We start from the raw sequence: 26,530 nt of genomic DNA, 5'->3' as shown, positions 1-26,530 counted from the left end.
CCTCGCTGCTGGCAACGATGTTTCGCTCGACCAGATCGAGACCACTGGTGCGGTCTCGATTACATCGACCGGTGGTGATATCGATATCGGTGCGACCATCGGTTACAACGTCAGTGTCGAGACACCGGAGCGCAACCTCTGGAATCCGACCAATCTCGGAGTCGCCTCGCTGCTGATACAGGCAGACAGTGGCAGTATCACAATGTATGAAGCACGCGCCGAAGGGGCTATCTCCATCGCCGCTCCCGCCGGTCAGGTCACCTTCCTCGGTGGGCTGACGGGTGTTGAGGGGGGGGGCTCCGTCTCGGTGACCGATAGCGACGGGGTGGTGACTACTCCCACTATCGCGGCGGGTCCAGATGCCCGCATGCCTTTTCCTATCCCTTCACTCCCCGCAATCCCTGTAGGCCCAACCCTCGCTGGTCCGGGTGCGCCGACTGTACCGGGGGCGTTGCCCCCAGGTGCACCGGGGGGCGTGAGTGTGGCTGGCCAGAGTGCACCAGACGCTGCAGGCCTTCTCGCCGAGATTTTCGTTGAGGAGCCCGATGTCGAGGCGGAGCTGCTGGCTGAAAACGGTCAGTCTCAGGATGGGGGTGGCAGCTCAGTTGAGGTGATTGAGGTCGCCTCGCTCAATCCGCAGCTGCTCTCCACTTCGGAAGGCGTGATCACCGTCGATCAACCGCTGCTGTTCGATCTCTTCAGTGGCACCGTGGTGGTCTTTGAGGGTGGTCGCGGTGAGGCACAGGAGGAAGATCTCGGTCGTTGAGAGTAGGCCTATGTGGCGACTGTTAATAAGTGCACTGTTGTTTGCAATCCTGTCACCTGCGCAGGCTGCTCCGCCCACTGAACCGATCCTGCGCGTCGAGACGGGTATGCACACCACCCTGATCCGACGTCTGGTGGTCGATGCACCGCGCCAGCGGTTGATCAGCTGCTCCGATGACAAGACAATCCGTATCTGGCAGATGCCGGAGCAGCGTCTGCTCTCCACCCTGCGGGTTCCGATCGATAGTGGTCATGAGGGGCAGCTCTTTGCCCTGGCCGTCTCACCCGATGGCAATAGCGTTGCAGCCGCCGGCTGGACCGGCTGGGACTGGAATGGCGCGGCGTCGATCTATCTCTTCGATGTGGTTAGCGGTGAGCTGGTACGCACTCTGGACGGGTTTAAGGACGCCATCTCCGCCCTCGCCTGGTCACCCGATGGCGCGCATCTCGCAGTGGGTCTGCAGGGGCGGGCCGGACTGGCGGTGGTACGCCTTGCCGATGGCAAGGTGGTGGCGCGTGATAGTGGCTATCTCGACAAATTGATGGATCTCGATTTCAGTCGCAGTGGCCGCCTCGCTGCGGTCTCGCTCGATGGCATGACGCGGCTCTATAGTCGTGATTTCAAATTGGTCGGCCGACGCAAGATCCCGGGGGGTAAGCAGCCGATATCGATCCGCTTCTCGCCCGATGCAGCAAAGATCGCGATCGGTTTTGTCGATGCCGCCGCCGTTGCCGTAGTCTCGGCACGCAATCTAGAGCTTGCGTTTCATCCCGATCAAACCGGCCTGGTTGATCAGCAGAGTATCTTTACCGTCACCTGGTCATCAGAGGGTGACTACCTCTACGCCAGCGGTGACTACCGGGGCGCGGGGCGAAATCCGGTCTACCGCTGGAGTGAGGGGGGGCGCGGGGCTCTTGAGCGGATTCCCGCCGCACTTAACCGTATTACTGAGATCCAGCAGATGCCCAGTGGGCGTATTGTCTTTGCGGCCGAGGATCCCGGTTTCGGAATCATCGCAGCAGATGGCTCTATCGAGAGTTTTCGCGGCCCCGATATTCTCGACTACAGTCGCGACCGCGAGCGACTGCTGCTCTCCGAGGATGGACTGACGGTCGCCTACCCGGTTGAACAGGGCACAACTAAGCTGCACCACTTCTCGGCGCTAATGGGTGGGGCGCAGAAGCCTGCTGAGTCCAGAGTGAGTGAAACTCTTCATCCACCGCAGCGAGGTGGCGCGCGATTCAAGGTTGAACAGTGGCTGGATGATTTTAGGCCGAAAATAAATGGCAAGGTGCCAGCGCTTGATGACTATGAGATGGCGCGCAGTTACGCGATAGCACCTGACGGCCAGCAGCTGTTGTTGGGCACAGAGTGGTCGCTTCGATTACTCGATGAACGGGTGCAGGAGCAGTGGAGTGTGGCACTCGCCTCGGTGGCGTGGTCGGTCAATATCAGTCGCGATGGTCGTGTAGCGGTGGCGGCCCTCTCCGATGGCACCATCCGCTGGTACGACATGCGAGATGGCTCCCCCCTGTTTGCCTACTTCCCGCATCGTGATGGAGAGGAGTGGATCGCCTGGCTGCCGAGTGGTTATTACATCTCCTCGATCCATGGCGATAACTTCGTCGGCTGGCACGTCAATCGTGGCGAACGTGTTGTGCCCGATTTTCACCGTGCGGTGCAGTTTGATCGTATCCTCTACCGCCCCGATCTCTTCAAGGCGGCAATCACGCAATCTCTCGGGATCAAAACTCGCGCGCTGCAGCGCACGGTCGGCCGTCCTGAATTTGAGATCTCACAGCTGGCTAAGATCGCCCCGCCCCGCATCCGACTGCAGCTTGGTCGCGTCAAGCTGCATGAGGGTCATGCAGTGCTGACACTGCAGATCAGCGCCGAGAAAAACTCGCTGCAAATGAGGGATGTAACGGTCTTTATTAACCACATACCAGTTACTCCGACCAGTGAGAGAGTGCTCTCTGAGAGTGAGAGTGAGCGGTTCAGTAAAGTGGTGGAGATACCGCTCAGCCAACACCATAACGAGATCAGGGTCGAGGCCTTTAACGGTATCTCGATGGGTGTGGCCGAGCACTATCTGGTGCTACCGGAGGCGCTCGACCTCAAACCGCAGCAGGGCGATCTCTATCTGCTCGCCGTGGGTGTGAATAAATTTCCCAGCCTCTCTGAGGATGCCGCACTCGCCTACGCCGCCAATGATGCTGAGGGGTTCGAGCAGGCACTGCGTGATCGGGGCGGCAAGGTGTTCAGGCGTGTACATACCCGTCTGATCAACGATGCAAGTGCCAACAAGCCGGATCGGGCAACCATTCGTGAAGCGCTCGCCTTCATTCATCAGGCGCAGCCTGAGGATACGGTGATCCTCTTTCTCGCCTCACATGGCATTAGTGATGAGGCGGGTAACTACTACTTTGTACCGCGTGACGCGGTTGAGGCCGATCTCGATCGGTTGATTGATGGCGGGGAGATCGAGTCGCTGATGCCCTGGACCACCTTCTTTGAGTCGCTTCGTCTTACAGCTGGACGGCGTCTGCTGATGGTCGATACCTGTCAGGCGCGTAATATTGAGGGACGTTTCGAGGCACACTCCTTGATGAAACGCTCCGCCTCCTCACTCTTCTCGTTAATGCTCGCCTCCAAGGGGGATGAGGAGTCGCAGGAGTATCCCAACACACGCCATGGTCTTTTCACCCATTCGGTACTCGCGGCAATGTCGGAGTCGTCCGACAGCAATGCCGATGGTCAGCTGACACTACGTGAACTGTTTGCGGGAGCGGCACCGATTGTTGAGTCGCAGCGCGACAAGCGTATCGGGCCACAGACGCCGCAGCTGATTGCACCGTCGCAGGTTGAGGACTTTCCGCTTGTGAGTGTGGGAGAGTGAGCCGAGCTACTGCAGCGCTTCCTGTTCGGCTTCGAGAATTGCCATGAACTGGTCGTGCAGACGCTGAGCCGCCTCGTTGTTGGGTTGCCGTTTTAGAATCTCCTGCAGCGGCCTCTCCATCCGTTTATAGACCTTCAACTCATCGTAGGTGGTTAGCAGGTAGATCTCCGGGGTGATGTCGTCATCGGCCGATTCAGCTCGCATGGTGGTGTAGTTGGCCTCCGCCTTTCTCACCTTGCGTGCCGTCATCAACGAGCGAACACGGATCATCCCCTGACGTGACTGGATATCGCTGATGACATCTTGAGAGCGTGTCAGTACATCGACCATATAGGGCGGTAGCATCTTGATCGTTGGCGATGCGGTTTCACCCTTGGCGCTGCTCGCATCGATCCCTATTTCCAGTGAAGCGGGCCCACTCCAGAACTCCTGACGACCGTTCTGCAGATAGACTAACTGCAGTTTGCTGTCGGCTCCGATAGAGACCTGGGTGCCGGAGAATATCTTGGCGAAGGGTGGCAGCGGTGCTGCGGCCGTCCCTTCAGTGTGAAAATTGACGCTACCGCTGCTGCGAGTCACAAAGGCACCCGGATCTGGTTCGGCCCAGGCAGTGCCGGTAATCAGCAGAGAGATGAAAAGTGCACATGCAACGCGTAAGACATTCAACATCGGTAGACCTCCAACTAATCCACTGTATCGAGCACTTCGTATAACTCCAGCTCGATGGCTTTCCCCTTGACCGAAACCCTCTGTACCTTGCCCGTGCTCACTTTCTGCTGAGCGCTTTCGATGGTAGCACTGCTGGCGAGAATGACGCAGCCGAGTTCCTTGGTTTTGCCCTCGATACGCGAGGCGGCGTTAACTGTATCGCCGATCACCGTGTACTCGAGTCGGCGCGACGAACCGATGTTGCCAATCACCGCTTCACCGCTGTGCAGCCCGATGCCGATGGCAAACTCAGGCAGGTTACGCTCAGGGAAACGCCCCGTCATCCACACCCTAAAATCGGCCGCTACCTGTTTGATTGCAACGGCCGCTCGAAGTGCCCGGTCGGCGTGATCTTCAAAATGGTAGGGGGCACCAAACTGTACCATGATCGCATCACCGATAAACTTATCGACCGTACCGCCCTCTTCAAGCACGGCGTCACAGGCACGATCGAAATAGGTGTTGAGCATCTCCACCACCTCCTGGGCATCGAGTCGTTCAGAGATGGTGGTGAAGTTTCTGATATCGCTAAACAGTACCGTGATCTGCTCCGTTGTGCCGCCCAGGATCGGCTCCCCGCCGCTCTCGATCAGCTGATCGACAACATTGTCGGAGACATAACGACCAAAGAGTTGGGTGATGCGCTCACGTTCTCGTTCCTCGGAGGCGTGTTTAAAGCTGAGTACACCGAGAAATAGCAGCAGAAGTCCCAACTGTGGTTCGGCTACTGGAATGATGATGTCAGCAACAAAGCCAGCGTAGGCGATGGCGGCGGCGAGTGTTGCACCAAGCAGCAGAATCACTGCTCCGCGTGAACTTTGCTGAAGGTAGAAGAGCCACGCAAAGAGCAGCAGCATCAGCAATTGGTAGGCGATACTGACGGGTAGTGGAAGCGGATGCAGCTCACGCCCACTGAGCATATTCTCGACAATGTTGGCGTGAATCTCTGGACCGATCATGAAGCGACCACCCATGCCCATGAAGCTGGTGGTGTAGGGCGTCTTGTGTACATCGTTCATACCGGCGTAGGCGACGCCGATAATGGCCACCTTGCCGGCAAGTGCGCGGATTTCTGCTTTGCTTGAAGCACCCTCCTGCAGTAGATCGATGAGAGGTACGCGCGGAATGGTCCCCGGAGGTCCGCTGTAACTGATTCGACGCTGCTCGCTACTGCGACTATAGAGGTGATTGTTGATTGACCACTCAGCACTGTGTGCGTCGGCACCGTTGGCGCGTACTGCTAGCAGTGTGGCGAAGGAGAGTGATGGTAGTGCGGCGCGATCACTCTCTCTGCGTAGCTTTAACTCGGGTGCAAGATTGAAGTGGCGCACGCCACCATCGAGGTCGGAGAGCAGGTCGGCGAGGCCAAGATGGGTATTGAGATCGAAATCGGGAACGGCGAGTAGATAGTCTGAGGCGGGTAGCAGTAGTTCATCGAAACCGTCGCTACTCTGCTGTCTGGAGCTGACCATCACCAGTCGACCGGTAGAGATCTCGTTTCGGATCGGAAGGTCGTAGGTGGCAATGCCGCTATCGATTGTGCCCTGATGTTTGCGTAGCCACTGCTCTGGGCTAATCGAGAACATCATATCGAGACCGACAATCGCCACCCCACTCTCACGCAGGACCTGACTCGCCTTGGCGATCTGTGGTGACCAGAACGCCAGCGGTTCATCGCGGTAGGCGTTGAGTGTGGCCTCATCAATGGTGATCAGAACGGTGTGTTCGGGGGTGTGGCGCAGACCGGCGATGCGGTGCCAGAGATCGGAGTAGCTGTTTTCAATCAACTGCAACAGACCTGAGGCGGCCGCGAGCTGGGTGAGTAGCAGGGTGGCAGCGATTAGCAGTGCAAATCGGTTGCGTGTGCGTCGGCCTGTCTGGTCAATCTCCATAACCTCTTAGTATAGGAAAAGAGTGCTGCAGTAAAATGGTCGGGGTTGATGGATGGAACAAACGGGCGCATGCTGTCCAATCTCAGACCGCTGAACGACAATCATTCACTCCACCAGGCAATGAGTGGAGAGAGAGAATAATAGAGGTGTAAGGCATGATCGAATCCAAATTTAGTCGCGATGAGCTCGATACGATCCATCACTACTTTCCTACCAGTGGTGATAGCGACAAACACCTCACCTTTAATCGTCTCACCGGTTTCCTTACCGCGATCGACTGCTCTCCGACTATCATTCCCCCCTCTGCCTGGTGGCGAGCCCTCAAGGAGTTGCCGGAGCTGGAGATCAACTCCGAGCAGGATGAGCAGAAGCTGCAGCCGCTGCTCTATAAACTCAACAGCGAGATCGCCTCATCGCTGGTCTTCAAGAGCTCTGTACTACCGAAGAGCGTCGAACTGGTTGACTACCCTTACGGAACCGCGCCGGTTGAACACTGGTGCCGAGGATTTATGGACGGCATGCTGATCAGCGAGGATGCCTGGTTCGATGTCAAAGATGAGAACGCAGTGGAGAATCTCGAGGTGGGTCTCGGTGTTATCGCACTGCTTGCATCACGCGAAGAGGTGACAAGCGAGACGGAGGAGGAGAACGTAGATGAGCGCATGGAGAAGGCACAGGAGTTTCTGCCTGAAGTAGTAGAGCACCTACACGCGATGGGTCAGTCTGATCTCTATGCACATCTGCGTAGTGAGGATTTTGAGGGTGAACCCGAACTCAATCCTGTTGAACAGCCGAATTGATATCGAGCGATTAGTTTAGATGTGTGTGTACTAAGATTTCATTGATCGAAAGATCAGATCGATATGTGCTATGAATGCAAAAATGCTCTAGTTAGTGGTCGCACCCTGGTAACTTGACCACCACCTTAGTTCCTTCCTGTTCACTACGCATAAAGTTCAATGAACCTTCGTAGGCGTCGATGATATCCATCACCATGGCCAATCCGATGCCGTGTCCTGGTGTCTGTTGATCGAGGCGAGCGCCACGTTTAAGAATCAGCACCTGCTGTTCGTCGGCGATACCCGGGCCGTCATCTTCAATATGAATCTGTAGCCGTTCACCCTGACAGTAGCTGGTAATCGTCACACGATGCTTGGCCCACTTATAGGCGTTGTCGAGCAGATTACCGAGCAGTTCCATCAGATCACCCTCGTCGCCACGGAAGCTGGCACCCTCTTCCAGTTCAGTGGTGGCCGTTACGTTGCGTGAGTGGTGAACCTTGTTGAGGGTGTTGAGTAGTCGTTCGACGACTGGAGCGATATCGATGGGGGCTGCGAGTGCTGAGCGACCTGCTGTGGAGGCGCGCTGCAGTTGATGCTGGACGATTTCGTCCATGCGTTGCACCTGCTCCTGTAGCGGTTGCTGACAGTTGGCATCGGCTTCGATCCCGCGCAGTACCGCCAACGGTGTCTTGAGGCTGTGAGCGAGGTCGGCAAGTGCGTCACGATAGCGTGTCTGTTGGGCGCGTTCATGGTGAAGCAGGGTGTTGATGTTGGCGGTAAGGCGCCGCAGTTCGCGTGGGTAGTCCTCGTGGATGCTCTGCTGTTCGCCACTCTCTACCCTCTTTACTTCGCGGCTGACAGTGCGCAGGGGTTTCAGTCCCCAGGCGAGTGCGGCGGCCTGTGTGATCAGCAGCAGCAGAGCCATCGCGCCAAGCCAGCCCCAGAGGCTGTAACGGTAGCGATTCAACTCGGTCTCAAAGGGGTGCAGATCCTCATAGAGTGTGAAGTGGAGCGGATAACCCTTGCCCTCCACCTCCCACTCGATACCCATGGTGATAGTAAAGAAATCGCCGGCTGCATTTTGGCGTCGACTGAAACTGTCGTTGAGTGTTGCCTCGATCGGTGGTGGTGTGAGGTTCAGACCGACCGCAGAGGCAGAACGCCACAAGGCTCGATTACTGTTTTCTCGAATGACGGCATAGAGCCCCGAACCTGGCAGGCCAAGACGTGGCTCGGCGCTCTGTGTCGGCATCTGTAGATTGCCGCCGCTATCGAGCTCAGCATCGGCCATCAATAGATAGAGCTGGGCAAAGAGGCGATCGCGCACCGCCGCCTCAGCGCGCTGTTGAAACGCCTGGTCGAGTGCCAGCGCGGTGAGGACGACAAACACCGCCACAACAACTGAAGCGGTGATGGTGATACGGGCATTGAGTGAAATCATTCAGCCTCAGTCCGGAAGCAGTAACCGCGTCCACGCAGGGTCTCGATCGGTTTGAGTTCAAACTGTGCCAGTTTGCGTCGCAGACGTCCGATCAGCACCTCGATCACATTGCTATCGCGATCATCATCATGAGGGTAGATGTAGTCGGCCAGTTCACTCTTGGAGACGACCTGACCGGCACGGCGCGCCAGATACTCGAGTAGTTGAAACTCAAAGGCGGTGAGTTCGAGGCTGGCACCGTCGACTGAAACCGACTGACCATCGAGATCGATGCTGAGTGTACCGAGTTCGAGCTGATTACTGGCACTGCCAGCAGCGCGGCGCAGCAGCGCACGAATACGTGCCAGTAGCTCCTCCATCTGGAACGGTTTGACCAGGTAGTCGTCGGCCCCCGCCTCAAGCCCGGTGACCTTCTCCTCCCAGCGCCCACGGGCGGTGAGGATAAGAATGGGTAGTTTGGAGCCGGACTCGCGTAGCTTGCGAATGATATCGAGTCCCGAAATGCCGGGCAGACCAAGATCGACCACGGCCAGATCGGCGGGGTACTCACTGGCTTGATAGAGACCGTCGTTTCCATCACTGGCACGATCGACGCTGTAACCCTCTGCCTCGAGCCGTTCACAGACCTGTGCCAGCAGCGCCGCCTCATCCTCTATCACTAACAGCCGCATCGGGGTTGTTATCTCCGTCTGGCCGGGATGCGAATGACCCGGACCTTACGATCGGGGGTAAGGACCTTGATGCGATGGATACGATCACCGTTGCGCTTTTTAGTGGTAGCCGAGAGAATTCGGCCACCGGTGCGCTCACGCACCTGCTCCACCGCCTCATCGAGACTGGCACCCCCACGCTCACGCCCGTCACGTTCGGCGTAGGCGCTGCCAAAGCTGGCGCAGAAGAGTAGCAGTATGGAGATGAGCAGCTTATTCACATCGATTCTCCGCTTGAGAGCTGGTATTGGCACAAGCATACCGCCTCGGGCGTTAGGGCAAAACTACGCCGGTTACTCGTAGGGGCTGACCTTGACCTTAACCCGTACCCACTTGCCCGGATCACGATTCATGCGGCGACTGAAGGTGTGTCCGTTATAGCGATATCTGACCTGATAACCGACAATCTCTTCACGCTCACGGTAGTCACGACGCTTATCACAGCGGGTCACGGTGGTGGTGTAATCGTCGCGATTATCGCTGCCGCGTGCCATCTCGTGTCCCACGGCTGCACCGACCACGGTACCGAAGACGGTTGCTGCCTTATTTCCCTTACCCTTACCGACCTGGTTACCGATTACACCGCCGATAATACTGCCAGCGATCAGACCCGCCCCAGGTGCGACATCACTGCGCCCGGAGTGGTGCACCTCCTCCTCCCAGCAGTTACGGTTGTGGCGATGGCGGGTTGGTACCCGTACGGTTTGCAGGATGGGATCGACATCGATCACCCGGGCACGGTCGGTGAACGACTTGTGTGTGCTGCGACCATAGTCGCGATCGTAACGGTCGTTATAGTTTCCGTGCCCGGCATAGATTGGTGCCGCGGTGAGGGCAAGGATGAGTGCCGAGGTAATGGTGTGTGAGCTCTTCATGATTTGTCTCCCTTGTTGTGTGGCTTCACTATCGCAGTGGGTAGCTGAGCGCTGACTGAACGGCGGCCAGGCGACTAAAAGATGTCCCGGTAGTCGATAGAGAAGACGATTCGTCCGTCGCTGTCGCCGTAGATTCGATAGTGGTCGCGACCATAATCACGATGGGTGTGACGACGGTATTTGTGCTTCAGGGCGTGTATGTTGGCATGCGCCCGTTTGCCGTGACGGTAGGCGTGTTTGCCGGGTTTGGCATGCCAGCGGTAGTAGTCGTGCAGATGACGCTTCTGGTAGCTTGAGTAGCGATCTCCCGAGCGATAGTCGCGGTGATCGCGGTCGTGCGCTGCGGCAGTGCCCGGCAGCAGTGAGAGAGAGAGCAGTCCGGCGAGGGCTATTCCAATAGTGGTTCTAGTCTTGTTGTTCATGGCGTGCCTCCTTGGTTGGGTATCTGGAGCGATTTGCTCCTTGCACGCCTTCAATCTACGCCCGCCATACTGAACCCAGGCTGAACGAATCTGTGATGTTGCTCTGCAAGCGTGGTCAGGTGATGTTTCTGTTAAATGGCATCAGAGTGAGACCGGGCTATGCTGTTATCGAGGGGATATGGATGGAGATTGGGGGAGAGAGATGCAGATCTTGTTTGCGGGGTGGCAGCGCCAGTATAGTCAGTGGTCCATGAGAGCATTTCGTTCCAGCGCTGACCGCCATGGATAGCGAAGCGAAGGCGGTTAGTCCGCGGGGCGCCGTAGGCATAAACGGTCGCGTTAAGTATTTGCCGCTTGCTTGGGCTTGGACGCCCAAAACAAGCTTCCGCAAAAATAGCGACTCCCCGAAGTGGGAAGTGATTCCCGACGTTCGACTAAGGGATAGAGAAGATGTCGCTGGATAAAGTAAAGGTGAGCGTGGGGGATCTGAAGAAGGGAATGTTTGTCGCCGATCTCGATCGCCCCTGGCTCGATACACCCTTCCCGTTTCAGGGGTTTATTGTTACCCACGAGGATATTCCGCGCCTCGCGCAGTACTGTCGCGCGGTCTATATCGATGTCGAGAAGAGTGAAGAGGCTGAGCGGCCATCGCTCGGTTCGCTGGAAAAAGTAAAACCGTCCAGTGATGTACTGTTCGACAAGAAACGCCAGATTGTCTATCAACGCACTGCTTCACGTGATGATGAATTGAAGGTGGCAAAGCACACTTACGACGGCATGCAGAACGCCTACGATAAGCTGATTGTCGATGTGGCGACCAACAAGAAGATCAACATCCCACAGCTCAAACAGGCGATCGTGCCGATGGTCGACAGCGTGATACGTAATCCCGATGCGCTGATTCTGCTAACACGCCTTAAGTCGATCGATGCCTACGCCTATCTACACGCCATGAGCTGTGCCGTACTGGCCGTCGCGATGGGTCGCCATATCGGCCTGCCAAAAACGATGTTGCAGGAGCTGGCACTGGGGGCGGCACTGTTCGATATAGGGCGTGCCCGAATAAATCACGAACTACTCACCAGGCCACGTCGACTCAGTGATGATGAGATGGTAGAGGTGCGTAAACATGTCGACTATGCGGTCGAGATGGTCAAGCGAAATGGCCATATATCAGCCAGTGCAGTGCACATGATTGAGACCCATCATGAACGTCACGACGGTTCTGGATATCCTGAAGGACTGAAGGGGGAGGAGATCCCTCTGTTTGGGCGCATCGCAGGTATCGTCGATTGTTACGATGCAATTACCACCACCCGCCCTCATGCCAAGCCGGTCTCACCCGATGAGGCGATAAGGCTTCTCTACCAGTGGCGCGATATCGATTTTCAAGGTGCGATCATCGAACAGTTTATTCAGGTGATCGGAATCTACCCTGTTGGCACCATTGTGCAGTTGAGTGATGGTCGTGTTGGTATCGTCGTGGCACAGCACCTGGAGGCGCGCCTTCGCCCGGTCGTGATGGTTCTAATGGAGTCTGACAAGCAGCTGCTCGATGATTATTACGAGTTTGATATGCGTAAACACACCTCAGGACACAATGGGCAGGCACTCAGCATCAGTCATAGCTTGTCACCCGGTAGTTACGGTATTGATCCAGCAGAGTATTTCATCTAGGTACTGTTGCGATGGATATTATTGAGCTTCGAACCCAGCGTGAAGGTGCGGCAATCGAGCGCATCGATGCAGCGATAAAAAAGGGTGAATCATCACATCAACGTATAGCGGTGCTATCGGTCAAGATCGGTGGTGCAGCCCACCTGCGTGCACTGTTTGGTAGCGGTGAAGGTGAGCAGATGCTCAAGGAGATTCACCAGCGCATGGTCGGTACGCTTCGGCTCAGTGATAGTGTGATTGTACTGAGCGAATCGGAAGTACTGCTGATCTTGTTTGGTGTTAAGAATATGGGGCATGCGCGCCTTGCTGTGCGTAAGTTGCTACACCTGTTGACACATCACGTAGAGATCGATGAAGACAAGTTCCGTATCAAACCAGTAATCGGTATTGCGACCTATCCCGATGGGGCCAATAGCGGTGCGGAGTTACTCAAATCCGCCGTACTGGCGCGAAGCTTGGCAGAGGATCGTGGTGAAGAGTACATCTTCTACTGCACAGCCTTACAGAGTGAGCAGAGTGAGCAGAGTGAGCAGAGTGTCAGTTGGAATATCGAGTATGAGGTTGAACGTGCCATTGATAACGATGAGTTCGAGCTCTACTACCAGCCACAGGTCGAGTTAAACAGCGGCAAGGTGATCGGCGCGGAGGCACTGCTGCGTTGGAACCATCCACAACGGGGCATGGTTCCACCGGGACAGTTCATACCGTTGGCCGAGAAGACCGATGCGATTCACCCACTAACGCGTTGGACCCTGCACAATGCGCTTCGCCATGTTGGTGAGTGGCCCAAGAGTGAATCTAAGTCGACTATTTCGGTCAATATCGCCAGCCGCAACTTCAACCAGCCAAGCTTTCAGGAAGTGGTGGAGAATGGACTGTCACTGTGGGGAGTAGATCCTCAGCGTCTGGTGCTCGAGATTACGGAAGGTGCGCTACTTCACGATGTTGAGTACACCACAGCAGTGCTCGAATCGCTGCGAACACTAGGGATAAAGGTATCGGTAGATGACTTCGGTACCGGTTACTCATCGCTTGCCTATATCAAACAGCTTCCGGTTGATGAGTTGAAGATCGATCAGTCCTTTATTCACGATATCTTAAAGAGCGTGCATGAGCAGAAAATCGTCGAAATTATTCTCAAGATTGCACAGGATTTCGGTTTTAGTGTATTAGCCGAGGGGATCGAAGAGCCGGGTGCACTCGAGATTCTGAAAAACTTAAAATGTGGTTTTGGTCAGGGCTATCTATTTGCGCGCCCAATGCCACATACTGAATACTGCGCATGGTTACAGTCGCATAACAAACACTGAAAACGCTACATTTCTAACTGACCTATTTCCGCCCTGGAGAGATATCCCGATGAAGCAGCTACTGATCTTATTAACCCTGTTCGCCGCTACACTGCACAACGTGGAGGCGGCCTTTGTTGGTGAGGAGATCCAGTACAGCAGTGGCGATACAGTAATGAAGGGCTATCTTGCCTACGACAATGAGGTTAAGGACAAACGCCCCGGCATCCTGGTGGTTCACGAGTGGTGGGGTCACAATGAATATGCGCGCAAACGTGCGCGTATGCTCGCTGAGATGGGTTATGTGGCGCTGTTCTACGTCGTTCGCTCACGCTCTCAACTACGAATATACAGACGGCGTCGACTATCGCGGACTAACCGCCTTCGCTTCGCTATCCATGGCGGTCAGCGGATGCGGGAAAATTTTCCGGTGAACTGAAAAAGAATATGCCACTCGCCGAGGCGCGTTTTATGGCGGCGTTGAAGACGTTGACCTCACACGCTTCGGTCGATCCGGAACAGACCGCGGCGATCGGTTACTGCTTCGGTGGTGGGCTGGTGCTGGAGATGGCGCGGCGCGGTATAGACCTCGATGCTGTTGCATCCTTCCACGGCTCACTGACTACATCAACACCGGCAGAGAGAGGCAAGGTCAAGGCACGCATTATGGTGGCCAATGGCGCTGATGACCCCTTCGTTAAGGCGGAGGATATTGTGGCGTTTAAAGATGAGATGAACAGCGCACTGGTCAGCTTCAGCTTCAAGAACTACGAGGGTGCCAAGCACAGCTTTACCTATCCCGGCGCCGATAAGTATGGCAAGCAGTTTGGAATTCCACTCGCTTACAACAAAGAGGCGGATGAGCAGTCGTGGTCAGCGATGGATCGACTTCTCCGTCTGGTATTCGAGCGCCACAATCGTTGATTCCATGATTCCATGATTCCATGATTTGATGAGAGGCCATGGGAAGGCCTCAATAACAGCCAGGGAGGGCGTTATGTCACCGGAATATCTGCGTAGCAAGATTACGCCAGCACTCTGTTTTGTTTTCTTAATCGCGCACTCTATAACCCCACTCTATGCGGCAGAGCGACCCGCACTGATGCTTGCCAATAGCTATCGTCAGGGTAACGATGTGAGTGCGTATTGGGTTAGTGAAAAGCTCGATGGAGTACGTGCCTATTGGAGCGGTAGTGAACTCATCTCGCGTGGCGGTAATCGTTTTCAGGCTCCCAGCTGGTTCACTGTAGATTTTCCAGCAACTCCCCTTGATGGTGAACTGTGGATGGGACGAGGCCGTTTCGGGACGCTAAGTGGTGCGGTTCGACGTTATGTGCCGAACGAGGAGGAGTGGCGAGAGATCCGATTCATGGTGTTTGACCTGCCCAGCGCAACGGGCAGCTTTGATGATCGGTTGAAGGCGTTAAAGGGAGTCGTTTCGACCACCGCTTCTGCCTATATAGTTCTGGTCGAGCAGTGGCGAGTCGCGAGTGAGTCGGAGTTGATGTAGCAGCTCGATGCCGTGGTCACTGCAGGGGGTGAGGGGTTGATGCTTCACCACGCCAATGCACGATATCGTGCCTTCAGATCAGACGATCTACTAAAACTGAAGCGTTATCAGGATGCTGAGGCGATCGTGATCGAACACCTGCCGGGTAAGGGGAAGTACCTCGGTCAGGTTGGTTCGCTGCTGGTTGAGGATGAGAGTGGCAGGCGCTTTAGACTGGGTAGTGGCCTGAGTGATCAAGAGCGTCGAACGCCGCCCCCCATTGGTGCCATCGTGACCTATAAATATTACGGTCTGACGCAAAGCGGTCTGCCACGCTTCGCATCATTTCTACGCCTGCGAAACACCCAATAGTTGTAGCATTTTTTCATCAGGCCACCGTAGGTAATAATGGCGCTACGCGCATTAAAGTCTGGAGCTCTCTTGGTCCATCGCCTCACCGATCCCTTCTCATCACTGCAGCGACTCAGCCAGTCGGTAGTTCAAGCGGGTGAGATGCTGGGTCTCTACCGAGCCGAGGTGGCGCGGCTGCTTGGCCTTCAGTGTGAAGATGTCGGTGCGTTGTTTGAGGGACGAAATCTGTTGGTTGAGGGGAGCGATGCCTGGGATCGGGCTGAGCAGTTTATCCGCCTCTATCAGGCACTCCACGAGCGGATGGAGGGTGATGGGGTGCGCATGTATCATTGGCTTCGTGCTGAGAGTGGAGAGTTTGGTAGTTCACCCTTTCTGCTCATGGTCGATGAAGGGCGACTGGCTGATGTACTAGCCTATCTTGAACAGGGATAGCGCCTATCTAGTGATGTAAGTAGTGAGAGCAATGAGATGAAAAATAGTGCCACAGCCACCGTCCACTTCTATTTCAAGGGTGAGAAGTTCGAACCCTCCATAGAGGTCGATTTCGATAAGATCATCGCCATGCACGGTGTCATTCCCGCGCTCTATACAACGATTGCCAAGCGTAACGGCATCGATAGTTACTCCTATGAGTACGAGATGATGGAGGCGGAGCCGGTCACCTACTCCAATGCCACAGGTGTGGTTACCGACTTTATCAGTGAGGGTCAGCTTGATACCGAGGGTTTCATAGCTGCATGGTATGAACAACGGTTGATGGAGAAGCTCGCTACCATTGCCAAACAGCACCTGGAGATCGATAACCTCGAAGAACAGGCGGCGCTCAAGGCGGCGCTGAGTGAGGCGTACCGATTGGGACGTGCCGAAACGAGCCGCGACTAAAAGAAGCCCTGCTGTTCAGCAATCGCAGAGAGTAGTGAACGGCCCGCATCGAGATTGTTATAGATGCCGTGGCGATTATCGATCCACCACTTGGCATCGGCCTGCTCCTCCAGCCATTTGATCGAGCGGTCGATGCCCTGCTTAACCGTGTACCAGTGGTCGGGATCTTCACGCTGCGCCTCTGCATCGACCTGATCGATCCAGCTCAAGACCTTATCGACAGCACCAAAACCCTTCTGTCGTATCCCCTCAGCCCACTCCGTCTGTCGCTCAGAACCCTCCAGTGGGGGCAGGCCACGCCCCTGGGCGTGCAGTCGAGCGACGGTCGCCTTCTGTTTCTGCTCTTTCTGCTGCTCTCGAACCTGACATTGTCGACAGGGACCGGCGGTGAGCTGTTGGGTGCGTTCATCCCAGCTGAAGTCCTCGTCGCCATAGAAGGGGTAGAGGGTGGTGTGATCACAGCTGTGGTTGATCACCCGCAGTTCGAATAGTTCTCGCGACTCGCCGTTGCCCTGATTGTGACCGATCAGGGTGCAAGGGATGATGCGTTCCAGCGCCAGTTGTGCCACATCGAGATGGCTGTCGGACTCGTAGATACGTCGGATCGGACGCTGTGGATAGCGTCGATCGAGTAGTGCGGCCTTGAACTTGGCTGAGCTGTTGAACTCCCTCTCTGGGCGTAACCAGAGCGCGTCATAACCGATGTCCCACTGTGCCAGCCAGTTGATAGTTTCATTGCGTACCGCCGCACTGCGTCCGCTAATGATGACTAACTCGGTACCTTCACTACGGGCGTGGTTGAGTCGATCGACCAGAGGCAGGTTGGGCATGTCATCGATACAGGCGGCGTGGAATCGATCCCAATGTTTCTCACCCTCTTCGTTATAGAGGTGATGAAGGCGATGCTCGATCAGTGCCAGTACGCCATCGAGGCCGCAGATAACGATTTCACCCGGTCTGTCCATCGTTAAACGCCGGTTTCCGCCTCTGCTGTCTCGGCCTGGTCCTGCAAAATAATGATCGACTTCTCGGCGACGCTGAGATGATCGGCTACCACGCCACATTTCGCCTGCAGCAAGAAAAAGAGTCCGCTACGACTACCGCTGAGACTCTCGAAGTTGGCCATCCCCTTGGCGATGATCAGCTCGGCGCGGTCGAAGCGATTACGGAACTCTGCGCTGCAGCGCTCTAGTAGTGTTCCCATCGAGGCGGCACCGTTATCGATAATCTCACACGCCTGGTCGAGACCGGCGGCCAGCGCATCATCACGGGTGGCATCATTGACCGTAGCACCGCCCTTCACCACGTAAGTAACGGGCAGTTCGAGCTGTTCGATCAGCAGACGATCAAGCACCGTCTCGCCGGCATTATCGGCCAGGTAGAGAACCTGCTCGGCGTGGCTGAGTGCTTCGCGTAGTTCAGGCAGATGGTTAATGGCGGGTGTGAGTTTGATCACCCGCTCGATACTCGCCTCGAGATCGTAGGCATCGGCTACACCGAGATCGATGATATTGCCGGCGATGGCGAGGCGAATCGCGGTATCAAGCGGATCATCGGCATCTGCCAGCAGCTGCTTCAGTTTGGGGTAGAGGCTGAGCGCATGTTCAGTGGCGCTCTGTTTTGCAGCCAGATAGGGGTCACTACAGCCGCTCTCGTGGCGAATCATGGCGTGCAGGTCAGAGGCGATGATCGGTGGTGTGGCGCTGGCGGATGGCTGTTGCAGCTGGGCCTGTGCCGTTGCCAGTAGTTCATCGGTTCTGGCGGCGCTCAGGTTTAGACGTTTGGCCGCATCACTGGCCTGGCGCAGAAAGCACTGATGACAGGCTGGTTTGGTCTCCATGGTGGGAGAGTTAGGGTCTGTTAACAGATCCTAACCCGCGTAGGCCTCTTTGCCGGCATTGAAGTTGCTGACCAGGGTGTCGATCTTCTGCTGGTCATATTCGCGAAGACCGCTCAACACCATGCTCTTCGAACCACGCCCTACCACCTCATCACCCGACATCAGATTGAAGTCGAGGCGGACGTTACCACGCTTACCCTCAACCTCTAGTGACGATCCACTCAGCTCCAGCTTCGGATCGGTGATATCTAACCGATCGATGTCGATCGACATGCTTTCGTAGATTACCAGTGGTCGGTCAGTGTTGATCATCACGTTGTGCTGCTTCATCAGCGGCACCAGAATGTGGGGAAAGGTCTGGCCAGAGAATTCGACATAGCTACAGGCGAGTGAGCGAACCAGATTCTGCTCCTGATCGTTATCGCCAGATCGCTCAACGGTCAGATAGGTCTTGCCGTTCTCATCACAGATCGCCAGCTTCTCATCCTCTGACTCCGGGAAGTGAAGTGGCGTGGCATCACCCACCATGCCCTCGAAGTTGAAGTGCATCTTCTGGCTCACGCCGTAACGAGTGAGGATCAGTGCAAACAGCAGGTCACCGGGTACGACGAAGCGCTTTGCATCCTCATTGTGGATCGGGTTGAAATCGCCCGCTACACGTTTGGCAAAGGTGCTCGCCTGTTGGCGTGAGATCCGGATCGATCCTTCGTCATTGCTAAAAAACTGATCTAAAAACATCTTCATATGACCACTGTAGGGAACGCTCAGGTGGCGCCCCATTCATTATTGTTGGATAAACGCGTGCTAGGGGACCTGAATACGGTTGCCACCACCAGCACCGGGAACGACGATTTGTGAGGCTGATTCGCGACGCTGCTCCTGCATCTCCTCAATAGTCTCCTGGATGCCCGTCTTGGCACCTTCAGTAAACTTGCCCAGTGCCTCTTCCAGAGTCGCGGCCTCGATCTCAAATGAGATCGGCAGTGGACCGGCCTGGGTCATTACCTGGGTCTGACCGATCCAGAGTGTTGGACGACTATTGTCGTCAGAGCCATCAGTAGTTATTGGTGAGAGGCGACGCAGGATGCCTACCTTGCGATCGGTGAAGCTCTCTTCACGGTAGAGGTTGTCGTTGTCGAGTTTGATCTCGGGAAGGTCCAGCTCGCTCATCATTTCACCCTATAGAGTAATTGCAGTTGCCGCATAGGATACCGGTTTGGGCGCAAGAAATATAAACCCATTCTAAGGAAATGGTTAAAGGTGGCTTAGAGATATTCAGTGGTGGACGTGAAGCGATCGATTAGACCTTGTTAGTTAAAGGGTCTAATAACCACAAATTTTAACAATTAGTAGTTGACAAGAATCATCGGGTAATGTTTAATCGCCTACAAGTTTACTAAGTTATTAATTTTGATGTGCCCAACCGAGCTGGCACACAGCAAGAAAACTACTGGAGGCAAGACGATGGATTTACCAGATCGCGACGGTGACGGATATCTCACCAATATGAATATTTGGACCCCTGAAATTGGCCGTGCAATGGCTGAGGCGGACGGTATTGAACTCGATGACGTCAAGTGGGGACACATTATGAAGGCGCGTGAGTACTTCGAAGAGAACAGCGTAGTACCGCCGATTCGTAAGTTTTCCAAGTACGCCGGTGCTGATCAGAAGGAGATGTTCAAGACCTGGCTGACCGGCCCGATGAAGCCGATAACCAAGTACGGTGGCCTGCCAAAGCCGACCGGCTGCGTCTGATCGCACTCTAAAGTATGTAGGCATGAGAGGGCTCACAACGACGGTTGTGGGCCCTTTTTTATGCCCGGAATTGGCTGAGAGTAAGAAGTAGCTCTTAGCTACCTGCACTAATCGCTTCAATAAATGCCAAGGAAAGCTCACCCCTGCCCGCCTTGTCGAGGATCTGCTGTGAGGTTTCGACAATCTCAGAGAGTGGACCACTAAAATAGGCCATGCCAAGTGAGAGTGTGGCGGGTCGATCGGCAATGGTATTAATGGTGTTGGGGTGCTCCGGAGGCAGGAAGGTAAACTGAATCTCACTCACCTCATCCGGAATCTTTTCGCACCCTCCCCCTGGTGCAACAAACTGAAATAGTTCTTCAGGCGTGTGGATAGTGACGCTCTCTTCATTGAAGTCACGACCGGCCGCATTGGCGCTGAATTCGACGGTTAGTATCGGCTTCATGTGTTATTCCCCCTGTTATTAGTAACCCTGTACCCTAAGCGTAGTTGATAGAGGGTCTCTGTTGGTGGCGAGAAAAAGGAGGTATATCAGGGTAGCTATTTCCTTTTGATATCTAATGGTGATAGCGTGAATAACATTAGTTATTGTTGTCATTTCAACGGCTTATATGCCCATAAAGAGTTCTGAGGTGTTGTGCTATGCAGTCCGGCCCAAGAGAGATCGTTACCCCCTTCCGCCCTATTCCGCTCGATGTACCGGAGGGGATGAAGCCGAATGAGTTCTTCAACTCGACCGAGAATCTCAACGATCTGATGCACAACAACGGGCTGCTGAAGAACCCGGAAGATCTGCTGCTCTATCGTAAGGCGCTTGGTCATACCAACGAGTTCGATACGTCGATCATCTACAACACATCACAGACGATCCTCAACCCACTGGGTCGTCCAGTGCGTCGCACCCAGGTTCCTGAGAACGTGAAACACGTCTGGAACCGGATGAACCAGATCATTATCGACTACATGCTCGAGACCTACCCCGACCCGGAACAACATCTGGTCCTCGCGGGTGAGGCAAGCCTCGATGCCACCTGGCCGCTCACCTCCCCTGGCGTACCGAGTATTCGTATGCTGCACAACCACTTCATGGTCTTCCCGATGCAGACCCTGCGTGAAGGTACCCTGGCCGATGTGAAAAACCCCAATCTCACTGACGGTGGCCAGCACTCGCTGTTTGAGAAGTATATGCACGACGTCTATCGTCAGTTTGTCTGCAACTCCCTCAAGCTGGAGGTTCTAAAACCGGTCAGTGATGATGGGGCGCGCTTCAACCTCACCGGTTTTCCGCAGGGGCTGCCAAGTTGGGAGATTCCGGGTGGTGTGGCGACTCTGGAGGATGTGCGCTTCTGGCAGGAGTATGATGAGATCCTCAAAGGTTTCATCGACTTCTACCGTACCTTCTTCTCGCAGGTTTCAAGCCGCAACGCACCGATTCTCGACGACGTCTATTTCCCAGACTCAGTTGAGAATGTGCTGCTGTTTAATAATGATTTTCTCAAGACGGCGAAGAAGGTGCGTGATAGTTGTATTACCGATCCCGCCTACGCCAATGCTATTCGCTGGCAACCCGCCTTTAAGCAGCTGATCTACCGCAACGATGAGGGTAAGCTGATTGTAACTATCAGTCAGAACTCGATTGGTAATGCGATCACCGAACTGCTCGGTGTGGTGGTGAGCCGGAAGCCCGATGCAGAGGCGTATGAGAAGGCGGAGCCCGCCTTGATTGAGCGGTTACTTGAGGTTCGTCGTCGCCTGATCGAGGCCGATCTGGGTGAGGGTATCGAGACGCAGTTTTGGCCGAAGTGCTAACTCACTCACGAGGAGAGGTAGAGATGAACGAGATTGATGAGGAAGTGGCAAAGCTGAGGGCTGAGCGTGATCGCTTGAAAGAACGGCTTGCCGCAATTGAGGCCGACTATCGTAAGGGGCTTGATCCTGACTCCGAGGAACGTGCCATCCAGCTAGAGAATGCCGAAGTTCTGGCGGGAATTGCCAAGGCGATCTCAGAAGAGCTGGTGCAGGTTGAAGAGAAGTTGGCGGATCTCGGATAGAGTTTAGCCGGGTAGTAGTCATCAAATAACTGAAATATTTATACAGCTGTAAGCAGTACCCGTGTACGGCAATTAGCACAGTTAATTACAAGAGCCAGGGAAAGCCGTATCGTATGAAGGTAGTCATAATTCCAGGAGATCATAACTATTCGAGGGCGCTTGCCAGCGGTCTTGAATCGGGCGGTGTGGATTGTGTGCTGCTCGGAAAGTGGGGAAGTTATCTGCCGGAGATAGTTGATGAGATTAAAGCTCAGCGGCCAGATATTCTGCACCTACACTGGCCAGAGTCTTTACTCACCTCAAGAAAAACAATGAAACAGAGTAGCTCTGAGATTTTAAATGATTTCAGTGATGCACTAGAGAAACTACGAGCGTGTAATATTAAGCTCTGTTTAACCCTTCATAATTTTCTTCCACACAACTGTGTTAATCCAGATTTTGAGCAGCGACTTTATCAACTTCTCTACACATTTTCTGACGGAAATATTCACCATTCCAATTGCGGGCGTCAGCGAGTTTTAGAAGCCTTTGAGTTTTCAGGCCAGCATAGTCTGATACAACACGGTTTCTTTTCACATGAGCCAGTTTCGACGCTGACTAAAGAGCAGGCACGTCACTCATTAGGGTTGCCTGACGACGCACTGATTTTAATCAGCGTTGGACTGGTCAGACCCTATAAGACACATGAACTTATAATCAAAGCAGTGCGTGACTTAGAGAGAAGGGCTGTACTTCTTATCGCTGGTGCATTTCATGACCGTGGTTACTATAGACGGCTGAAGAGTATTGCCTATCCAAACTATATTGAGAAGGTGAAGGGATTGTTAGGTAGGGGTGATATCAGGTTTCTAGATTATGTTAAAGAAAACGATCTAGCGGATTTAGCGCGTGCGGCAGACTATTTGATTAGCGCGCACGGCAAGAGGTCATTGACCACAGCTGCACCTCACTTTGCACAGCAGCATCTCTTGCCAATCATCTGCAGTAGATCACCCTACAATTGTGAAATTCTTGGTGAGGCGGGAATCTATTTTGATGTTGATGAATCCGGAGAGGATAACCTTTCGGAGGTATTGGCTGCATCATCTGAAGCGGAGCATGAAGAGAAAAAGAGAGCGCTTAAAGAGAATCGGAAAGCCTATTCATGGACGCTGGTTGGTAAGAAAACTGCTGATTTTTATCGGCAGATATGCACTATATAACCATATTAATAATATTTGTCAGTTAGAAGATGATTCCAAAAATAATCCACTTTACCTGGGTCGATCATAACCTGCCTGAAGCGTATAAGAAGGTGGTTGATTCATGGCGTCTTCATCATCCCGATTGGCAGATAAATATTTGGAGCGACGAGGATAATCGCGCACTGATTGAAGATCACTACCCATGGTTTCTAGAGATCTATGATGCCTATCCCAAGGCGATTATGCGTTGCGATGCCGTGCGCTATTTCATCTTGCATCATGAGGGTGGTGTCTATTCAGATCTCGATGTGGAATGTTTGGGGTCTATCGACGGTTTGATGGGTGCAAGCCGACTGTTTTTATCAGCAGAACCAGAAAAACATCTTGAAGAGCGACAGGCTTCTGCCAGAGGTTTTCCCTACCTACTCTGCAATGCGTTGATGGGATCAGAGCGTGGAAATGGTTTCTGGAACCATGTGCATGAGGTATTAGTAAAACAGAGAGAGAGCTACACGGTCTTAGATGCAACGGGTCCATTTATGCTCACCGGGGCAGTGATGACGGTAGCCGATGAGCTGCGACCAGACGTGCTACTTGCCGACAGCTGGTCACCGCACGATAAACATGGAAACAGTTGCCATGACTCCGCCGCCTATCGACAAACTATGTATGCTCAATTTAATTGCCTGGATACAGTTGATAAACCGCTGTTAAATCATCTTTGGCATGGCTCGTGGTCAAATAAAGATTTGAATAGACGACCCAAACGTAAAAGTTTAAAGCAAATATGGAGAGAGTTGCGCTGCCCTGAGCTTGATTATAAGGACATCGCATCTGCGATCGTTATCGACAACCAGAGGTTAGAGCAGGTCACATCACATCCGAGAATTTTGATCGCGACGCCTATGAAAAATGCGGCGTCGAATATCGAGCGCTACCGGGAGATGATAGAGGCGCTTGATTACCCGTGTGAACAGATCGATGTCGCTATTCTTTACAGTGACTGTATCGACAAGACGGAAGAGCTGCTGATGCAGTTGAAGTCGAGTTGGAGTGAACGCTTTCACTCAGTGTGGATTGAACGTCTCGATTTTGGTTTTCATTTAAAGGTAAAACGGTGGGATCGTTCAGTACAGCTGAGGCGTCGCTCAATTCTGGCGCAGTGCCGTAACCGCCTTGCGAGCAGAGCTTTAGAGGGTTATGAGTACTGTCTTTTTATCGATGTCGATCTGAGCGATTTACCCACAGATCTCATTCAACAGATGCTTTCGTCTCAACGCGATGTGGTGATGGCCAACTGTGTGAAAGAGGATGGTAAACCCTTCGATAAAAACGCATTCCTCTATGAGAAGTTGCCTGACTTTAAATATCTCTACCGTTACGCTCGAAAAGAGGGGTTGTTGCAACCGCCATCGGGAACACCACGGATCTATCTGACTGAGTTGAACTATCTCAATCTGGTTCCACTCGACTGTGTCGGTGGTACAGCACTGTTAGTGAAGAGTGAAGTGTTGAAGCAGGGGGTAACATTCCCAGAATCACCCTATAACTATCACATTGAGACAGAGGGTTTTGGTTTGATGGCGAGGGATCGGGGCTTCACCGTGGTCGGCATGCCAAATCTGCATGTGGTACACCCCAGTAACGAGTGAGCCTTGTTAAAAAGTTCAGGCGTAAAAAAACCCGCCAATTGGCGGGTTTTTCGTAGCTAATATTATATGAAATATTAGCTATTTACAGCGCAGGTCAGCTCTTCGAGGATCTTACCGCTTTCGACCTCGTCGATGATCTTCTGGTACTCAGGGCTGATTGGGCAACCGCAAGCGTGCTCCTTGGTTGCGTGCAGGCGAGCCTGCTCAATGTGCCAGGTAGCGACTTTCAGGTGCTGATCTACGTTCATTGTAAAAAACCTCTGTATGTATGTGTGTTGTGGGTAAATAAGTAGTTGAGAATTTTATTGGGTCATTATGTTGAATGCAAGCAGAGTTGTGGGGTTTTTTGTAACATTCTGTTACGCGAAGCGGGTTAAAAGGGTGCCTCATAGTGGGGCAGAGGTATAAGTGATGTTCTCAATATTTAACAAAGAGCCGATTCTCGATGAGTTACGTGTGGCGTGGCTGTTCGATACCTATGGCTGGGCGTTGCGCAACTTCGATGGTGAGCTGTTTCAAAATGAAACGATTCTTGTCACTCCGAGTAATGAGCACTTCCCAGGTCGGGTTGATAGTGTGCACGGAATGGCGGAGTTGATCTTCGAGCAGGTGAAAGCGTTCGCAGGGGTAAAACACTGGCCAACACGACTGGTCGATCAGTATCAGTGCTCGACCGTTGAGCCGCCCCAGCTGGTGATTGAAGGTGCATTGCGGGGTCCAGCAGGAGTTACCCCGACAGGCATTAGTGAAGAGCAATACCTGACGGTGCTCTACGATCCGAATCAGATTAATAACCCTGAGGGGATGATCGCCACCTACGCCCATATCATCGCCCACTATCTGGCATCGATGTCTCCCGAACCACCGCCAGGTGGAGAGGATTTCTGGGCCCAGGCAACCGAGGTGCTGGCGGTCTTTATGGGTTTTGGACTGATGTTTGCCAATAGCGCCTACAATTTCCGCGGTGGTTGCGGCAGCTGTTACAACGCCAATGCGCAGCGCTCTGCTCACCTCTCACAGGACGAGGTGACCTATGCGCTGGCGATATTTGCAGAGCTTAAGCAGCTGTCAGCCAAAACGGTGTTGAGTCATCTTAAGAAACCTCTGCGATCGGTATTCAAGCGTGCCAGTAGAGAGGTCGCTGAAAAACGCCCCTTTCTGCAGCAGGCGATTGAGCAGATCGCTGAGTAATAAGTCGGCGCTATACCCCGGAGGGCTGAGCTGCCACAATTCGCCCATCTGAAATTTGAGTGGACAGACAATGAAAGCGAATGAGATTAAAAAAGGTGCGGCGATTGAGGTCGATGGTCAGACGATTCTGGTCAAACAGCTGCAGGTACAGTCGCCCTCCTCGCGCAGCGGTAGCACCCTCTATAAGGTGCGTGGCCAGAATGTGGTCAGTCGCCAGAAGTTCGAGCGCAGTTTCAAGGGTGATGAGGCAGTCAACAGCGTTGACCTGATCCGTCGCCCGGTGCAGCTGCTCTATAAAGATGGCGATGGCGTCACCTTTATGGACAGCGAGAGCTACGAGCAGTACATCCTCAGCGAAGATTCGATCGAAGAGGAGCTGAAGTACATCGCCGAGGGGCTCGAGGGAATGTTGGCATTGATAACCGATGAAGTGATTCTGGGTATTGAGCTGCCGACCACCGTCGTTCTGGAGATCACCGAGTGTGCGCCAGGAATGAAGGGTGCCTCAGCGTCGGCGCGTACCAAGCCTGCCACCCTCTCTACCGGTCTGGTGGTTCAGGTGCCCGAGTACCTGGAGGTGGGTGAGGTGATCAAGGTCAATACCGACAGCGCTGACTATATTTCGCGCGCCTGAACGTTGAGTGGGCAGG

The 26,530-nt window shown here is 54.0% G+C and carries 31 protein-coding genes; 18 read left to right on the top strand and 13 right to left on the bottom strand.

The window, feature by feature from the left end:
* Together BOW52_RS16995 and BOW52_RS07770 are read left to right on the top strand one after the other, a co-directional pair.
* A partial coding sequence (locus BOW52_RS16995) for a hypothetical protein (RefSeq protein ID WP_408021566.1) occupies nt 1-766 on the top strand: 766 nt, incomplete at its 5' end.
* Nucleotides 767-803: 37 nt separating this feature from the next.
* Nucleotides 804-3,665, top strand: a complete 2,862-nt coding sequence (locus BOW52_RS07770) for a caspase family protein (RefSeq protein WP_172840242.1) — start codon at nt 804-806, stop codon at nt 3,663-3,665.
* A 6-nt stretch (nt 3,666-3,671) separates the two neighbouring features.
* On the opposite strand, the gene BOW52_RS07765 is transcribed toward BOW52_RS07770, so the two are convergent.
* Both BOW52_RS07765 and BOW52_RS07760 read right to left on the bottom strand, forming a co-directional pair.
* Nucleotides 3,672-4,334 carry a hypothetical protein gene (locus BOW52_RS07765; protein WP_078483520.1) on the bottom strand — a complete coding sequence of 221 codons (663 nt, stop codon included), beginning with the start codon at nt 4,332-4,334 and terminating at the stop codon, nt 3,672-3,674.
* Between the two features lie 14 nt (nt 4,335-4,348).
* Complete coding sequence (locus BOW52_RS07760) at nt 4,349-6,265, bottom strand: adenylate/guanylate cyclase domain-containing protein (protein ID WP_078483519.1); 1,917 nt, start codon at nt 6,263-6,265, stop codon at nt 4,349-4,351.
* Between the two features lie 155 nt (nt 6,266-6,420).
* Between BOW52_RS07760 and BOW52_RS07755 the strand changes: the two genes are divergently transcribed.
* Nucleotides 6,421-7,065, top strand: a complete 645-nt coding sequence (locus BOW52_RS07755) for a YecA/YgfB family protein (RefSeq protein WP_078483518.1) — start codon at nt 6,421-6,423, stop codon at nt 7,063-7,065.
* A 91-nt stretch (nt 7,066-7,156) separates the two neighbouring features.
* On the opposite strand, the gene BOW52_RS07750 is transcribed toward BOW52_RS07755, so the two are convergent.
* The 5 genes from BOW52_RS07750 to BOW52_RS07730 form a co-directional block, all read right to left on the bottom strand.
* Complete coding sequence (locus tag BOW52_RS07750; protein ID WP_078483517.1) at nt 7,157-8,488, bottom strand: ATP-binding protein; 1,332 nt, start codon at nt 8,486-8,488, stop codon at nt 7,157-7,159.
* Nucleotides 8,485-9,159, bottom strand: coding sequence for a response regulator transcription factor (locus tag BOW52_RS07745; protein ID WP_078483516.1), 675 nt, complete (start codon nt 9,157-9,159; stop codon nt 8,485-8,487). The genes BOW52_RS07750 and BOW52_RS07745 overlap by 4 nt, the downstream gene beginning before the upstream one ends.
* 8 nt (nt 9,160-9,167) lie before the next feature.
* Nucleotides 9,168-9,419 carry a PepSY domain-containing protein gene (locus tag BOW52_RS07740; RefSeq protein WP_078483515.1) on the bottom strand — a complete coding sequence of 84 codons (252 nt, stop codon included), beginning with the start codon at nt 9,417-9,419 and terminating at the stop codon, nt 9,168-9,170.
* Between the two features lie 72 nt (nt 9,420-9,491).
* Nucleotides 9,492-10,073, bottom strand: coding sequence for a glycine zipper 2TM domain-containing protein (locus tag BOW52_RS07735; RefSeq protein WP_078483514.1), 582 nt, complete (start codon nt 10,071-10,073; stop codon nt 9,492-9,494).
* 74 nt (nt 10,074-10,147) lie between these two features.
* Entirely contained in the window at nt 10,148-10,495 is a 348-nt protein-coding gene (locus BOW52_RS07730; RefSeq protein ID WP_078483513.1) for a hypothetical protein, read from the bottom strand.
* Between the two features lie 450 nt (nt 10,496-10,945).
* Here BOW52_RS07730 and BOW52_RS07725 point away from each other — a divergent pair, with 450 nt between their 5' ends.
* The 8 genes from BOW52_RS07725 (at nt 10,946) to BOW52_RS07695 (ending at nt 16,204) form a co-directional block, all read left to right on the top strand.
* Nucleotides 10,946-12,172, top strand: coding sequence for an HD-GYP domain-containing protein (locus tag BOW52_RS07725; RefSeq protein ID WP_078483512.1), 1,227 nt, complete (start codon nt 10,946-10,948; stop codon nt 12,170-12,172).
* 11 nt (nt 12,173-12,183) lie between these two features.
* On the top strand, nt 12,184-13,482 hold the full coding sequence (locus BOW52_RS07720; protein ID WP_078483511.1) for a putative bifunctional diguanylate cyclase/phosphodiesterase: 1,299 nt from the start codon (nt 12,184-12,186) through the stop codon (nt 13,480-13,482).
* Nucleotides 13,483-13,531: 49 nt separating this feature from the next.
* Complete coding sequence (locus BOW52_RS17720) at nt 13,532-13,900, top strand: dienelactone hydrolase family protein (protein ID WP_135622142.1); 369 nt, start codon at nt 13,532-13,534, stop codon at nt 13,898-13,900.
* Between the two features lie 8 nt (nt 13,901-13,908).
* Complete coding sequence (locus BOW52_RS17715) at nt 13,909-14,385, top strand: dienelactone hydrolase family protein (RefSeq protein WP_135622140.1); 477 nt, start codon at nt 13,909-13,911, stop codon at nt 14,383-14,385.
* A gap of 73 nt (nt 14,386-14,458) precedes the next feature.
* A complete protein-coding gene (locus BOW52_RS17885) occupies nt 14,459-14,971 on the top strand; it encodes a hypothetical protein (RefSeq protein ID WP_320416268.1) in 513 nt (170 codons plus the stop codon).
* 12 nt (nt 14,972-14,983) lie between these two features.
* Nucleotides 14,984-15,322: a hypothetical protein gene (locus BOW52_RS17880; protein WP_320416267.1), complete on the top strand. Its 339-nt coding sequence runs from the start codon at nt 14,984-14,986 to the stop codon at nt 15,320-15,322.
* Nucleotides 15,323-15,391: 69 nt separating this feature from the next.
* Complete coding sequence (locus tag BOW52_RS07700) at nt 15,392-15,754, top strand: hypothetical protein (RefSeq protein ID WP_135622139.1); 363 nt, start codon at nt 15,392-15,394, stop codon at nt 15,752-15,754.
* Nucleotides 15,755-15,790: 36 nt separating this feature from the next.
* Nucleotides 15,791-16,204, top strand: coding sequence for a hypothetical protein (locus BOW52_RS07695; protein WP_078483509.1), 414 nt, complete (start codon nt 15,791-15,793; stop codon nt 16,202-16,204).
* Here BOW52_RS07695 and BOW52_RS07690 read toward each other — a convergent pair.
* From BOW52_RS07690 to BOW52_RS07675, 4 genes are all read right to left on the bottom strand, one after another.
* Nucleotides 16,201-17,169, bottom strand: a complete 969-nt coding sequence (locus tag BOW52_RS07690; RefSeq protein WP_078483508.1) for a phosphatase domain-containing protein — start codon at nt 17,167-17,169, stop codon at nt 16,201-16,203. The genes BOW52_RS07695 and BOW52_RS07690 overlap by 4 nt on opposite strands.
* 2 nt (nt 17,170-17,171) lie before the next feature.
* Nucleotides 17,172-18,044 carry a damage-control phosphatase ARMT1 family protein gene (locus BOW52_RS07685; protein WP_078483507.1) on the bottom strand — a complete coding sequence of 291 codons (873 nt, stop codon included), beginning with the start codon at nt 18,042-18,044 and terminating at the stop codon, nt 17,172-17,174.
* 30 nt (nt 18,045-18,074) lie between these two features.
* Nucleotides 18,075-18,782 carry a DUF3581 domain-containing protein gene (locus tag BOW52_RS07680; protein WP_078483526.1) on the bottom strand — a complete coding sequence of 236 codons (708 nt, stop codon included), beginning with the start codon at nt 18,780-18,782 and terminating at the stop codon, nt 18,075-18,077.
* Nucleotides 18,783-18,848: 66 nt separating this feature from the next.
* Nucleotides 18,849-19,217 carry a hypothetical protein gene (locus tag BOW52_RS07675; protein WP_320416266.1) on the bottom strand — a complete coding sequence of 123 codons (369 nt, stop codon included), beginning with the start codon at nt 19,215-19,217 and terminating at the stop codon, nt 18,849-18,851.
* Between the two features lie 291 nt (nt 19,218-19,508).
* On the opposite strand from BOW52_RS07675, the gene BOW52_RS07670 reads away from it, so the two are divergent.
* The gene (locus BOW52_RS07670) at nt 19,509-19,802 is read left to right on the top strand and encodes a TusE/DsrC/DsvC family sulfur relay protein (protein ID WP_078483524.1); all 294 of its coding nucleotides are present in this window, start codon (nt 19,509-19,511) and stop codon (nt 19,800-19,802) included.
* 94 nt (nt 19,803-19,896) lie between these two features.
* On the opposite strand, the gene BOW52_RS07665 is transcribed toward BOW52_RS07670, so the two are convergent.
* Nucleotides 19,897-20,247 carry a hypothetical protein gene (locus BOW52_RS07665; protein ID WP_078483506.1) on the bottom strand — a complete coding sequence of 117 codons (351 nt, stop codon included), beginning with the start codon at nt 20,245-20,247 and terminating at the stop codon, nt 19,897-19,899.
* Nucleotides 20,248-20,444: 197 nt separating this feature from the next.
* Here BOW52_RS07665 and BOW52_RS07660 point away from each other — a divergent pair, with 197 nt between their 5' ends.
* The 4 genes from BOW52_RS07660 (at nt 20,445) to BOW52_RS07645 (ending at nt 24,689) form a co-directional block, all read left to right on the top strand.
* Complete coding sequence (locus BOW52_RS07660) at nt 20,445-21,611, top strand: hypothetical protein (RefSeq protein ID WP_078483505.1); 1,167 nt, start codon at nt 20,445-20,447, stop codon at nt 21,609-21,611.
* Between the two features lie 23 nt (nt 21,612-21,634).
* The gene (locus BOW52_RS07655) at nt 21,635-21,853 is read left to right on the top strand and encodes a hypothetical protein (protein ID WP_078483504.1); all 219 of its coding nucleotides are present in this window, start codon (nt 21,635-21,637) and stop codon (nt 21,851-21,853) included.
* Nucleotides 21,854-21,966: 113 nt separating this feature from the next.
* On the top strand, nt 21,967-23,055 hold the full coding sequence (locus tag BOW52_RS07650) for a glycosyltransferase family 4 protein (protein ID WP_078483503.1): 1,089 nt from the start codon (nt 21,967-21,969) through the stop codon (nt 23,053-23,055).
* A gap of 29 nt (nt 23,056-23,084) precedes the next feature.
* Complete coding sequence (locus BOW52_RS07645; protein ID WP_078483502.1) at nt 23,085-24,689, top strand: glycosyltransferase; 1,605 nt, start codon at nt 23,085-23,087, stop codon at nt 24,687-24,689.
* Nucleotides 24,690-24,763: 74 nt separating this feature from the next.
* Here the strand turns inward: BOW52_RS07645 and BOW52_RS16985 are convergent, their stop codons facing one another.
* Nucleotides 24,764-24,937 (bottom strand): hypothetical protein, encoded by a 174-nt coding sequence (locus BOW52_RS16985; protein WP_172840239.1) that lies wholly within the window; start codon nt 24,935-24,937, stop codon nt 24,764-24,766.
* A 163-nt stretch (nt 24,938-25,100) separates the two neighbouring features.
* Between BOW52_RS16985 and BOW52_RS07640 the strand changes: the two genes are divergently transcribed.
* Complete coding sequence (locus tag BOW52_RS07640; RefSeq protein ID WP_078483501.1) at nt 25,101-25,880, top strand: hypothetical protein; 780 nt, start codon at nt 25,101-25,103, stop codon at nt 25,878-25,880.
* Nucleotides 25,881-25,950: 70 nt separating this feature from the next.
* Complete coding sequence (gene efpL, locus BOW52_RS07635; RefSeq protein ID WP_078483500.1) at nt 25,951-26,514, top strand: elongation factor P-like protein EfpL; 564 nt, start codon at nt 25,951-25,953, stop codon at nt 26,512-26,514.
* Nucleotides 26,515-26,530: the final 16 nt, after the last annotated feature.

Origin of the sequence: Solemya pervernicosa gill symbiont (assembly GCF_002020875.1) — a bacterium.
Lineage (GTDB): Bacteria > Pseudomonadota > Gammaproteobacteria.
This window is presented reverse-complemented; position numbering and strand designations above follow the sequence as displayed.